At 34.8% G+C, this 14,517-nt stretch carries 4 protein-coding genes and 1 tRNA gene; 2 read left to right on the top strand and 3 right to left on the bottom strand.

Going from position 1 to position 14,517, the window contains the following annotated elements; translation table 11 throughout:
- Window positions 1-35: 35 nt before the first annotated feature.
- Window positions 36-602, bottom strand: coding sequence for an FMN-binding protein (locus A8B35_RS18975; protein WP_068474918.1), 567 nt, complete (start codon window positions 600-602; stop codon window positions 36-38).
- Between the two features lie 13 nt (window positions 603-615).
- The gene (locus tag A8B35_RS18970) at window positions 616-1,818 is read right to left on the bottom strand and encodes a hypothetical protein (protein ID WP_068474915.1); all 1,203 of its coding nucleotides are present in this window, start codon (window positions 1,816-1,818) and stop codon (window positions 616-618) included.
- Between the two features lie 195 nt (window positions 1,819-2,013).
- On the opposite strand from A8B35_RS18970, the gene A8B35_RS18965 reads away from it, so the two are divergent.
- Complete coding sequence (locus tag A8B35_RS18965; protein WP_068474913.1) at window positions 2,014-3,327, top strand: DEAD/DEAH box helicase; 1,314 nt, start codon at window positions 2,014-2,016, stop codon at window positions 3,325-3,327.
- 72 nt (window positions 3,328-3,399) lie between these two features.
- Here the strand turns inward: A8B35_RS18965 and A8B35_RS18960 are convergent, their stop codons facing one another.
- Window positions 3,400-13,860, bottom strand: a complete 10,461-nt coding sequence (locus A8B35_RS18960; RefSeq protein WP_068474910.1) for a T9SS type A sorting domain-containing protein — start codon at window positions 13,858-13,860, stop codon at window positions 3,400-3,402.
- A gap of 551 nt (window positions 13,861-14,411) precedes the next feature.
- On the opposite strand from A8B35_RS18960, the gene A8B35_RS18955 reads away from it, so the two are divergent.
- Window positions 14,412-14,484 (top strand) — tRNA-Lys (locus A8B35_RS18955).
- Window positions 14,485-14,517: the final 33 nt, after the last annotated feature.

Raw genomic sequence — 14,517 nt, 5'->3', positions numbered from 1 at the left:
AAGCCTTACCTGAAAATCAGGTAAGGCTATATTATTTAAAAAACCTTCTGAAGCAAAGCTGTTTTATTAACTACATCTTCTGTTATAGCATATACTGAGATGGTGGCCCCTGATATGGCATCTATATTTTTATCTACCTTTAGGTCAACTTCTCCATTATATCCTACAAATTGTTTAAGCCATCCCTTCGCAGTCACCTCTTGTCCATGAGTTGCGGCATAATTAAACACCTTCACTTGCTTAACGCTTATATCTTGATCAAACAAAATAAAATAGTCGAAATACTCCGAACTTTCATCGGATAAATTACCAGATGATATTGAACATCCACCAGCTCTACAACTATTTACACGCCCTATATAAATAAATTTATAAGGTGAATTTAACTCTTGTGAAATGCTATAAAATTTACCAGAGACAGTATTATCTTTTAATATTGAATCAGCTACACTTAACTCCTTAACATTATCAATATTGTTCACCCCTGATTTTTGAAGTGTTTTAATTAAGCTTTTATGTCGGTAATTTATATCACTCTGACAGTATGCCGAAATTCCTAAATTTAGAATTACTAATAGAATAAATAGTTTCTTCAGATTCATTTAAATTGTATAATTAAAACATTACACCTACACCTAAGTTTAAGGTTTTTGAATATTCATCATCTACTCCTGATTTAACAAACTGAACATCAGCTTTAGCTACTGCTCCTTTTGTTAATGTAAGTGTTAAACCAGTTGTGATAGCATTTTTCTCATAAGCTAAATTCTTTTCTAAGGTACCATCAACTGAATTTTGTGTATCGAAAAATTCATATCTAACAAAAGGCACTAACTGCTTACTTGTTTTTGCTGATCTTAATACGTCGTATCCGATCTCGGCATAATATCCGATCATAGAACTACCTACATCATTCAGTTCGCCATCAACTCCTGTAAAGGCATTATATTCTTTTGTATTTGATAACGATGAATAATACAACTGACCTCTTAACTGTAGGCCACCGAATTTATATCTAGCATCAGCACCTAACATTGAGATACCCACCACAGATGAGTCTGCCATTGCTACAGCATTCTCATCATCTTTTTGAATCCCATCATAAAGCGTACTTTGTGTTTTTCCGAAATAAGCAGATAAACCAACATTCAGTCCGCGTATACCGTAATACTCAACTTTACCCGAAAAGTTAGGTGAACTAACATAAGCTTCCGCTCCCTTTTGTCTGCCTTTTCTTAATCCATTTTTACCGCTAACTTTTGCTTCTCCATCATAACCATTGAAGCCATTAACTATATATAATTGATACTTTAAAGATGCTGGAAGGATGTTACCTGTAATACCTGCACCAATTTCGCGCCAAGTTGTTGGCGCAATATACTTATCAACCAAAGGACGTTCAACTCCATTAAAGGTAGTTGGCTCATGATACTCATTAATAATACCCATCGGTATCAACATTAATCCACCTCTTAAATTAATAAAACTATTTAATTTATGCTGCAAGAAAGCTTGCTCTACATACACTTCTTTTACGTGTTCAAACTCAAGCTCACTTACAAATTGTGTTTTCTTACTAAAATTATATCCTAGTAACATTACTACCCTATGCACATCTAATAAACCATTAGAGTGAACACCCGATTGTAAAGGTTGGTTATAGTGGACTTCACCATATCCACCTACAACTAATTTATTATCTTTTAAAAGCAGATTGTCAGCTGAATTAGTATAGAAGCTTGAAATACTATCGGAAACTTGAGCTTGGATTAAATTGCATGCTATTCCTAATAGGAGAAATAATACTGTTTTTTTCATTACGTGATTTATGTTTATAGTTTGATACAAAATTACGCTTAATGCGCACTAGCCCCAATCCCCATTATTGGGTAATTATTTAGAGAAATTCCTTATAAAATCCCCACAAATAGGGATTGCGTAATCAATTACTTAAATAGACAGATGTATATTATTTAATCTGCAGAACTAGTTTTATTAAAGTATCTTTGCAGCATGACATCAATATATAAAAACAAAGAAGCTATACTTAATAAGCTAGGAATTGAAGCCTTAAACGATATGCAAAACGATGCAAGTAAGGCAATACAATCGAGTGAAGAAGTTGTTTTATTATCGCCAACAGGAACTGGTAAAACTCTTGCATTTTTGCTTCCTATCATTGAACAGCTTGACCCAGAAAATAAGGACATTCAAGTTTTAGTTCTTGTTCATTCAAGAGAGTTAGCAATACAAATTGAACAAGTAACACGTGAAATTGGTAGTGGATATAAAACTAATGCTGTATACGGAGGTAGAGCAGGAAATAAAGATAGGGCTGAACTAAAACATGCTCCTAGTATATTAATAGGAACGCCAGGTAGAGTTGCAGACCACATCAGAAGCGGTGTAGTAGATGCTGAAACTATTAACTTCCTTGTTTTAGATGAATTTGACAAATGTTTAGAGGTTGGATTCGAAAAAGAAATGAGTGAGATTTTAGGAGCTCTTCCTTCATTAAAAAGAAAAGTTCTGACCTCTGCAACGCAGAAAGTTAAAATCCCAGAGTTTGTAGGTCTTACTAAGCCCAAAACACTAAACCTACTTAAAGCAAGCGCCAATAAATTAGTTATTAAGGTAGTTACCGCATCCTCTAATGATAAATTAGAATCGTTGGGTCATTTACTATCCACTTTAAATGAAAAAACTGGAATTATATTCTGTAATTTTAAGGATACCATACATGTAGTTCGTGACTTTTTAGAGGTTAAAAACGTTGACCATGCAGTTTTTTATGGAGGACAAGAGCAAGTTGACAGAGAGCGTTCGTTGGTTAAATTCAGAAATGGCACAAATAATATATTACTAGCAAGTGATTTAGCTGCCAGAGGTATTGATGTACCTAACCTTGATTTTATAATCCACTTTCAATTGCCAGGAAGACCTGATGAATTTATTCATAGAAATGGCCGTACTGCAAGGATGAATAGTGACGGAACTGCTTATATATTAAAAACAGCAACAGAAGAATTACCCTCTTTTGTAAAAGATGCTGAAGCTATTAGCATTAAACCACAGTTTAAAATTAATGGCAGTTATTGGCGCACCTTATATATTAGTGGTGGCAGAAAAGATAAAATATCAAAGGGAGATATTGCAGGATTGTTTTTCAAACAAGGAAATCTGGAGAAAAATGAATTAGGCACAATAGAAGTTAAACAAGATTATTCCTTTGTTGCTGTCCCCCGCAAAAAAACACATCAACTGATTGCTGACTTAAACAACTCGAGAGTTAAAAAGAAAAAGGTAAGAATAAGTTTATTACAATAATTATATTCTTAAAAAAATAAAAAATGGCTCATGAGATAAATCTCGTGAGCCATTTTTATTTTATCTATTTCCTTATCGAATAATAACCTTTTCGCTAAAAATATCACCCCCAATATTTAAACGAACAACATATACTCCTTGACCACTAGGTATTAAACAATTATGTTTAGTATTCTGAATATCATCAGCTACCACAAGAGAACCTTTCATATCAAATATTTCAAAATAAATATTACCATTTGCTTTAGCCACAAGCTCACTAGGTATTGAAAAATAACATTTCTCATTAGCTGTATATATATTAGGCAACAAATCATTATTCTCGTCTATTTTAATATCTGTACTAATTGACTGTTTAAAATACAACTCAAAGCGATCTTCTGAGGCATTTACTGTAGGAGTAAATTTATATTTATTATTAGTTGACAAATCAATTTCTTCCCCTAGCTCTTTGTCAATTAAAATAACATCGAATCCTTCAGCTACTTGAGAAACACTTGTAAATGAAAATTCAAATTCACTCATACCCTCATTTTCTACTGAATAAGCCAATGGAATTCGTTGTTGATCCTCAAATTTATCATAAACAGAGACCACTGTTTTACTTGTACCCTTTAAAGAATATAAGTTTATCGCATTATCAGTACCGAACTTTTTAGGCGCATCAATATTAGTATAAAAACTTGTACCCATTGAGTGAATTGCAATAGCCATTTCATCCTTAGCATACTCTGACTCTAGACCAACTTTAATATAATTTGGTTCGCTTCCTCCCTTAAGAGAATAAGTACTATGTATACGTGCACTAGAGTTTATTACAAAATCGGATGAAATACCTGATTTCACCCATACACTTTGTCCTGGTGCTATGATATTACTTCCACCATTTAAGGAAGCCCCCGTTACTGTATGATAGGTGGCAAACCCTCTAACGTCTGTACCGATATCTGTTCTAACATAAATAGTTGGTGAAGCATCTCCAAAATCAACTGCTCCAAGTACAGAAACATCTATATAGGATGGATAAGGATTAGCTATCAAATGATAACTATCTTCACTCAAGGTCTTATTATATGATGATGAATTGTTTAATTGACCAGAGTATTCTAGCACTGAGTTTGGATCTTTAATTATTAAACTTAGCCCTTCCAAAACATCTGTAAACGAATAGCTAGTTTTTGAAATATCAACCCATGCATCAGAATATCTGTATAAGAAATAATCATTTGATCCGACATACAAAGTAGAATTATAATCTGACATTTCAACATCACTAATAGAGTGCGCTATATACCAATATTGTCGATCTTCTAGTCCCCATTTAACTGTAGAGTTACCAGATATTGTACCCATTGTAATTACCGATGCAGGTTTAACATCTGTATTTTCAATTATAAAACTATTATTTGTTACCATATCTCCTGATACACTAAACTGCGCCCCTGGCTTAACTGTTAAGGTTCCGGATACAATAGTAACATCATTAGATAAGGCTAACCCTCCATCAATAACCGCATCATAAGAGCTTCCTGCATTAATGGTTACATCAGTTGTAGAATTAGGTACAATACCATCCGTCCAGTTATCAGCATTGAACCAGTCATTATCTACATCTCCTTGCCATGTATGAGGAGGTAATAATGGGAAGGCTATATTTACTTCGGATACCGATTCACAATCTCCGTTTGAAATCGTCCATCGTAGCACATAGCTAGAACCATTAGTTCCATTAAATACTGTATTATTAATAGTTGGATCATCAAAAGATCCTCCAGTACCACTAACTATAACCCAAGCTCCAGTACCAACTGTTGGATCATTCGCAGCCATCGTTGCTGCAGACAAACCTTGTAGCGACTGATCTGGACCTGCATTTGAAACAGTAGGTGAATCATAAACACTCACCGGAGTTGCATCAACAACTCCAACACTACTTCCTCCATCATAGGTGTAAGCTGTAAGTTCATACTCTCCTGCAACTGGCGTAGGCAATGAATATGGCAAACTACTAATTGTTACTGCAGCCTGAGAAACCCCATCAATAGTATAGGAAATTAGATAATCAAATGGTGCTGGGACTGTTGTTGTAATCTCTATTGGAATACCAGCATTTCCGCACACTGCTCCACTTGGATTCAATCGAGCTTTTGGCTTATTTGTATTTACAGTTGCTGTTGTAAAACTTGTTCCTGCATCTGAAACACTCTGCCTATCATCACTAACAACAGTTCCTGAGGTATCACTTCCTGAAGCACCAGAAGCAACTTCTTGCCAATTGGATCCATCGTAATTTACTACACGCAAATCATCTAAGCCATGCTCTGTCATTATAGGAGTAATATCACTACTTGCATCCCATGATAATTCAACTTTAGCTTCGCCACCTCCAGGTGTGCTAACTGTCCAATATTCATGCGAATTTACTGCCGTAAGTGGAAAAGAAAAATTACTATAATTAGAATTAGGGCGATGATAAGTTACAGTCCAATATCTTGTTCCTGTTCTAGTAGAGGATATCTTTAGTTTATCTCCCAACATTCCTTCGTCTCCTACAGGAAATACAAAACCATCACTTTGATTTAACATCTTTGTTAATGGTCCATTAACAAACGATGAAACCGACCCTCCTGTTGGAAGAATGCAATTAGGTGATGTATTATTAATAACAAGAGCATTAGCTGAGCTTGTATTAATATTTCCATTTGTTAATAGCAGGTTTCCTAATATTTCTATATCACTACCAAGCGTTAAACCTGCACTATTATTTATTTCTAAATTATTTAAAGAATTACTTGATCCTGAAAAACCGCTAATAGATTGTTCAACTGATCCTATAAATGAAATAGTAGCGTTACTTCCTGTACCACTATTAAAACTACCACTATTTTTCTCAAAACTTCCCTTGATATATAATGTCTTATTGTAAACACTATTATCTACAATAGGTCCATCAATTAAAAACTGATCACATATAGTTAAATCCTTGTTTGGAAGCACTCGTGTACCAGAACCTGAAAAGATTAAATTAGTTGCATTTGAATATAAGTCTGCAACAATTGTATAATCTCCTGTACCTCCATATTCAAGAGTTGAACTATTACCACAACCTAAGAATCCATCATAGGCCCCTTCTGGAATTTGACCATCCTCGAGATATAGGATACCTTCACCCGATACTTCTCCCAAATTATGTCCGTAATTTGTATTTAAGATTTTAAGCTTACCTACTGAACTAATATTAATTTTATAGGCTTGCGCGTAATTTTCATTTAACTCAACCTCATTTTCAACTTTAATCAAAAACCCGTTAGGTGCGCCTGACAGCACATAAGAATCTCCACTAGTTTGCACCCATACGCTTGGATCAGACCAACTACCATCTTTCTGACTAGTATATTCTGGGACATTATTAGGGAATGCACTATCTAACCCTGCTGTATACTCGCCAGAAATGTTATCCTCCATTAATGTAAAAGAAACTACATTATTAATATCATCAACTGAGTTAGTCTTGGACCAACTAGTACCTGGCACTAGTAAACGAGCCGCATAATAACTAGTCTCTGCCCCATTCACATCTAATTCATCATAATAAAATTCTAATTTTCCATTATACGATGTTAATCCAGTACTCTCTACTGCCCAATAATAGTTCAATAGGTTTGTTGGATCAATATTTGCTGGATGTTCGGTATTTATAGGATGCACCTTTATTGAAGCACTATTACCATTTGTTGTTGTTGTAAGAACTGTTGGCGTATATTTCCCAGAGGTTCCAATTGGAAATGTAAATACAGAAGCTCCACTAGGGATAATTTTCTCAACTCCTTTATTGCTATATACCCCATTAGTGGTAATCATAGTATTGGCATCGAAGGTTCCGCTTACTGAGCTGGATAAACCAAGCGATAGTAAATGGTCTTTAATATCCAAAACCCCTCTAGTTAGAACTAAGTCTCCTTGAATAGATAAGTCATTCAACAGCGTAGCTCCTGAAGCATTATCTAGTTCTAACTTATCAAAGGTTCCTGTTCCTGATAAAGATTGAACTGAGCTGCCATTTAATACAAGACCATTTCCGGAAGAAGTATATGTAGACTTATTAACCACATTACCCTGAACATTTATTGTATTACCATTAACAGCAAGAGTTCCTGATTCTATAGTAAGATCCTTACTTACGTTTATATCATCATCCATACTCAAAGATGTTACAGGATTTACTATTAAATTATAAAAACCTATAGAAGCACTTCCACTTATTATTTGACTAGAACCATTAAAGCTTGTTGTATTTTCATGAAATAGATATGAACCTGAATTTATAAAATCTCCGTTTATAGTAACAGGTATGTTCAAAGATGAGTTTGCATCAAATACACTATTGGTATTACTAAGTTTTAGGTCTCCATTTAAAACCAATGGACTTATTAACAACTGAGTTGTTGCAACATTTCCAGTACCTTCTACGGTAAGATTATATAAAGCAATATCAGCATCTAATAAGTAATCCTGAGCTCCATTACCATTATTATTGAATACTATCTCGCCACCAGTAACTGTTGAGTTTTCAGGTCGTAAATATACGTCACCATAAGTAGTTCCTGCACCCCTTACAATTTCAATTGTTCCGGCTGACATTTCAAAAGAACTCCCGGCATTTAATATTTCAAATTTAGCATTAGTTGCCAAGGCATTTCTACCATTAACAGTTAAACTACCACCTGTTTGTTTGTAATTTAATATTCCAGATGTTGATGCAGAGTTACGTCGCACTTGACCATTTACAAATAAAGATCCGGATTGAATCTCTATCTCAGATAAGCCACTTCCTGAATACTCAACATCATTATTGTTGTTGTTATTAGAATTACCAATATTAAGAGTTCCTGCCATAAGTGTAAGCTTACCATCTAGATAAACATCATAATCATCACTACTACCAGTACAAATACTTACAACATCATTAGAATTAACCGTTAAACCAGATGTAGAAGGAATAGAAAAGCTAGTATTAGTATTTATCGATACATTGGCATTTCGCTCATATATAAATGTACCATTCACTAACTGCAACCATTCATCCGACTCATAATCTACAGTCCCATCGATATCCATAGTAAGAGTAGTTGCATTAGAATCACCCTTGTCTACTTTTATTGATTCAATATTTATATAAGTAGTATAACTAGTACCTGAAGATTGTGTTATTTTAGAATTGCCATCACCATTAAAAATTAATGGTAATTTATCAAAATCACTTCCCCTATATGAATCACTTCCACTACCTGAAGAACGGGCATCGTTAATTAAGTCTCCCCCAATAGTAATACTCTGGTTTGTTGCATTACTGTATACCGAAATTCCTGCATCCTCGGCAATTACTAAATCGCCTTCTATTATAAAATTTTGTGCTAAATCATTATTTCCATAATAAATTAAAGCGCCCCCTTGTAAATCGAAGTTACCCTTTATTGTAATATCCTTTGCTTGCCTACTTCTATTATCAAAACCAGAAGGGTAATCACTATTCCAAGTAGGACAATACCATGATTCTGAACTTTGACCTTTAGCTATTAAATCTCCTATTATAACCACATCATTATTCGGAAATATAATATTTGAACCTCCCAAAGGAGAAATCATTAGGTTACCATACTCCATCACGCCATCTGGCAACCAGTAAGTAGTACCTGATGTGGAATTATTTGTATATAATTCAGTAGTACCAAGGTTAGCATTAAAATCAGAAAAATCGCCATTGGGGAACTCAAATATACTTTCATCACTATCGCTTACTGAGATTCTTATCTTTCCATTTCCTGATGAATGAGACATTACCATACCAAAATCACTACCTGGGTTATAGGTAGCGTCAAGAACTCCACCAGCTTCAATTTGCAAACTAGCGCAACTTTGAGCGTCTCTATTTGCTGATGTACTATATCTTTCTAAACTTACCGTATGCCCATTTCCAATAATTACAACATCCCCAGAAGAAGGAATTGAACTAGCAGAGGCTCCTGTATGACTACTATTTGACCATGTATTAGATTGATTCCAATCTCCTGATTGTTTACTGTAATATTTTTGAGGAGTTGCAAATGCAGAGCTTAAACCTGCCGTATAATCTCCATCTATAAAATCAGCGGAACCTGTCCAATCATTAATGGTGTTAGAGCTATTATCAACGTCAGCTGTACTCCCGATACTCCAATCGTACGAAGCTACATCGTACCTAGCTGAAACATAATTATTTTCTGTTCCTTGAACATCATTTTGATCGTAAACAAACTGATGTTCTACCTTGCCTGAAATATCTGAAAATCCACTAGATTTAACTCTCCAAAAATAATCTAAAGAAGAGTTGCTTAAATCTACTGTTGAGTGTTGATAGTTTACTGGAATTATCGTTACTGATCCGTACGAAGTTGGCGTTGAAGAAAAACCAATACTAGCTGGTGTATAACTATCAACTCCGATTGGAAATAATTTTGCTGTATTTGAGCTATAAGTAAAAGTAACACCACCATCGCCGACATTACCAGATGTTTTAATATATCCATCTGTGCTTTCTCCTGTCACTTGGGCTACATCTGAAAAAGTTAGATTATTAACACCTATATCAAATAACTCTCCTTGCACAAATTGAAGTGTTCCTGTAACTGTTAAATCGGACTTTAATGTGGTAGTATTTGCTGTATTTAATTTTAAGTAATATACCTCACCTAAACCATTTCCGTCTATTACCTGAGGAGAGCTTCCGACAATACTAATTCCGCCACTCCCATTTCCTAATTGATTTCCACCTATATATACATTGGATTGAGCTTTAACATTTTTCGTATCACAATTTAAATCTCCACTTTTAATAATTAACGAATCATTAACGTTAAAAACACCTTGAGTACCTTGTAATAATAACTCATCTGCAGACTTATCAATAACTAATTTATTTAATTGAAATTCATTTGCTAAATCTACTGTAAAAGTTTGACTAGCGTCTCCATCAAAAATAGTTCTATTACTTCCTGTAGTATATGTAGTACCCGATGCTATAGAAAAATCACCCCCAAGAGCTACGTCATAATTATTAGCATTCAATACACCGGAAAGAATATTGATATCATTTATTACACTAATATGCCCACTAACCTCAGGAGTACTAGAAGATAAAGTAACCTCTGATGTGCTTCCTGAATCCCTATTTATTAATAGACTTCCTAATTGTGCCGCCGTTCTAATTCTAAAATTACTACTATTTGATTTTGCAAGAATTTGAAGTTCTCCTCCTGTGACATTTATATTTTTCTCTTCGGAAAATACATCAATCGCATAACCATTGCTACCCCCATCATAAACCTTCATTGTACCACCGGATACATTATATACGTTTAAAGGATTATCAACACTTAAGATAGCTTTATCAGAATCTAAGCCTTGAGTAGAATAGCTTGTTATTATTGAAGCTGTTACTAAATCGATAACGGCCGAAACAGAAGAAGATTGACGTTGAAAACGCCCTCTAAAATTTACTTCACCGCCATTCTGAGTATAAGATGCTAATCCTGCTGAAGCACTACCTGAACGAAATTGTTTGATATCAACTGTACCGCCATTAATAATAAACTCTGCAGAAGCAATATCCCAGGTTATTATACCTCCTGATTCTCTAGCAGATAAGTATCCATCATTAATTTGAAGTTTACCATATATCGAAAATGACTCAGCGTTACTTCCCTTACTAACTCCATTCACGGTTCCTGAACCTGCAGCGATAGCATATGCTGCATTTACCTCAGCATAATCATCTGCAGTAGTTAATACAACTACATCGGGGCCATCGAGCACCAATGCTGCATTTACAGGAATATAAAAATCACTATTAGGAGCTCCAGATTCGGTAGGTCCTCCACCTTCTGTTAACGAAGGAATGACCGTTAACCCTTGTAAAACCATAGTCCCTGAGCGTAACCAAAGAGCTTTTCGCAGATTAGGATTATCTCCCCCTGTTTCACCGCCATGGTCATTTCTTCCGTACAGCCTGAAGTTACTGTATGACGATGAATATACGCTTAACTTATAAGTCTGATCACTACCTTTATCAAGAACAATATTATAAAAATCGGTGGTGCTATTACAGGTTAAAACATTATCGGATGTACCCATAAAATAAACTGTAGCTGCCCCTGTGCTAGTAAACGCATTGTATTCTGGATACGATTGGTTTGTAAACCTAATTGTTCCATTATTGATTAAATCACCATTTAATACAATACGATGTGTGTTTTTATCATAGTAATCAATAAAAGGAGCTGTACCCCCAACAACATCCGAACTAATAGTATTCCCTGTACCCACAGTCATACTAGCTCCTGCGTCAACCTGCAGGTTGCCAATCACCTCTAGACTTCTGAGTGCCGAACTATTATCATTTATTTGATATATTCCTCCTTTTATATGTAAATCTCCATTTATGTGTAAATCGGATAACTGAGTAGCCGTTGCAGATGTATTTATAATTAGCTTGTTATATTCTGCTTGTGTAATTGGCAGGTCAAAATCTGTGGCATTTTGATACTCGACGATACCTCCTACTTCACTAACAAAATAATTATTTGTAACAATAGGGAATTTATCTGTAGAAAGTTGGTAAGTACCCTCCCCACTCAATTCAGTCAATTGGTTTGTAAAACTATACGCACCTGCATTTAAAAACCCGCCGGCAAGAATAACTACTTTTAAATTAGCATCGTTAACATCACTCGTAAGTGTAACGTTTCTACCATCTACTATCACTACCTTAGCATCATCCCCAGGAACATCTGTTGCCGTTTGGGTTGTACCACCGGGATCATGTGTCCATGTGGATATTGTATTCCAATCGCCTGATCTATACGAATAATATGTTTTTACTGATACTGTTTCAACTGCAGTCCAAGTACCATTTAAATCTGTAACATCTGAAACACTCATAGGGTTAGAGCCTGCTACACTAGCTCCTGCTAAATCTTGCCAAACACCTCCTGAATACCATTGGGCGATATAACTTGCTTGGTTACCTCCTGTTCCTACTTCACTATTATCGTAACTGAATAAAATATCAGCAGATGTAATCGTTAAGCCCGATTCGTCTATTAGCCAATATTTATTTAAATCTTTTGAATCACGGGCTGGTGGACCTGGTGCAATTCCGCTTACAGCTCCAACTGATATTGATCCCGTACCACTTGCATTAATATTTGAAATTTCAAATGGCGAGTATACTGAGCCAGTACCTAATGGATAAACCATCTGGAAATCTGCAGAAGAACTTCCTTTTTTAATTAAGCGACCAGAACCATCACTAACAATCATATTTGAAGAAGAAAACGTACCACTTATACTAGCACCATCTTCAATAATTAAATCATGCTCTCCAAGAATTAACTTAGCACCATTTAAGTTTAATACGCCATTAATTGTAACGTCTCCTTCTATAACCTTATCTCCACCTCCTGATAACTCAAGGTTGTTATAAGTAAAGGCTCCTATTTTTTGAGATGAACCTCCATTAAAATAAACATTACCACTACCAGCATTAAAAGCTCCTGGGATAAAATCGCCGCCCACAGTAAGGTTGTGAGCCTTGCTATTTTTGGTCATATCTACCATCCCAGAACCTGTTATAGAATTTGTGATTACTAAAGATCTAACATTATTATTGTTGCCTATATATAGATTCCCCACTAAACTTAAGTTTTCTATAGCATAGGAGTCCCCTCTATCATTATTAAGTGTAATATCATTTCCATTTAGAATACTAACAACACCTGCATTTCCATTTTTTCCAGGATCATCATTTGTATTATTCCAACCCGATCCATCATATACCTGCCAGGTATTTCTCGCTGTCCAATTTTTTGTGTCACGAGATTGGTAATCTCCTGATGCAGGAGGTAAAGAACCTGTAATTTTCACATCATCAATATTCCAACCTGAATAATACCAAGAACCGTCTGTACTACCTAACGAGAACCGAACTCTTACATTAGAATTATCGTCTGCATCAGCAGGCAAAGTAATTATTTGATTAGACCAACTATTCTCTTCTATTGTTCCACTTGAACTATTGTCCCATATTTCGCCCCATACAATTCCGTTGTAATATTCAATATACCCTTCATCATAAGATGACTGCTCAAGATTGAGCCATCTTTGAAAATCTAAAGTTATATTAACATAACCAGAACAATCAATAATAGGTGATGATGCTTTATACTCCTTGTCACTTAAATTATTTGCATAACCACCATCTAAATCGGTTGATAATACATTAATACCACTATATGCAGATGTGGGGTTTGGAAACCCTTCGGCATGATCTGTATCATCGTCACCACCTCCTAAGGGGATGCCAATTTCAAACTCTCCAGTTAGAGACCAACCTTTATCAGTTTCAAAATCATCAGACCATAAGGTTACTTGGGCACTTAGCGTACTAGTAATTAATACTAGAAGTACTTGTACAAATAGTAAGTGTTTTATTTTCATAATTAGTTCTTAATTGGCACAAAATTATGCACCTTAAAAAAGTAGAATAGCTTAAATTATGAATCGTTTTACGAGATATATTAAAAAGGTTTCGTTATTATTCAATTATATTAAGTAAATATAATTCACTGTAGAAATTAACAAACAGCAACAAGCCCGAAATTAAATCTAAAATGACTTTCAACACACATACAAAATATAAACGGAGTATTTAGATACCCATTGCTGCATACGGTAATACAATATTAATGTCATATTGAAAAAACTCAACTCAGTTAATAGAGTTTATGAGACTTCTATATAATAAACTCCTTCAAAAAGGCCAATGAACAATATATTTTATCCAATTCAACAACTAAAAACATGGCTTAAGATTTAATAGACTTCAAAAATATAGTAGAAATAAATAACTCTAAAATTCTGACCTTTCTATAGATATGTTATACCACGAAATAAATTGCATATTTTATTGCTTTCAAAATTTGCAACTTTATAAAAATACACTACTTTTGCATCCGCATTAACGAAAAAGAGTCGTGATGCATTAAGGAGATTCAGTAGCTCAGCTGGTAGAGCACATCCCTTTTAAGGATGGGGTCCTGGGTTCGAACCCCAGCTGAATCACTTAGATTACAAAACAAAAATACAGCTCGACAT

The sequence above is a fragment of the Saccharicrinis aurantiacus genome (assembly GCF_001660705.2).
Lineage (GTDB): Bacteria > Bacteroidota > Bacteroidia > Bacteroidales > Marinilabiliaceae > Saccharicrinis > Saccharicrinis aurantiacus.
The sequence above is the reverse complement of the archived record's forward strand: the minus strand, read 5'-3'. Positions and strand labels throughout refer to the sequence as shown.

What these genes read in the sequence shown, in the direction of transcription:
- A8B35_RS18975 (WP_068474918.1), bottom strand. Translation starts at nt 602, where the DNA reads ATGAATCTGAAGAAACTATTTATTCTATTAGTAATTCTAAATTTAGGA.
- A8B35_RS18970 (WP_068474915.1), bottom strand. Translation starts at nt 1,818, where the DNA reads ATGAAAAAAACAGTATTATTTCTCCTATTAGGAATAGCATGCAATTTA.
- A8B35_RS18965 (WP_068474913.1), top strand. Translation starts at nt 2,014, where the DNA reads ATGACATCAATATATAAAAACAAAGAAGCTATACTTAATAAGCTAGGA.
- A8B35_RS18960 (WP_068474910.1), bottom strand. Translation starts at nt 13,860, where the DNA reads ATGAAAATAAAACACTTACTATTTGTACAAGTACTTCTAGTATTAATT.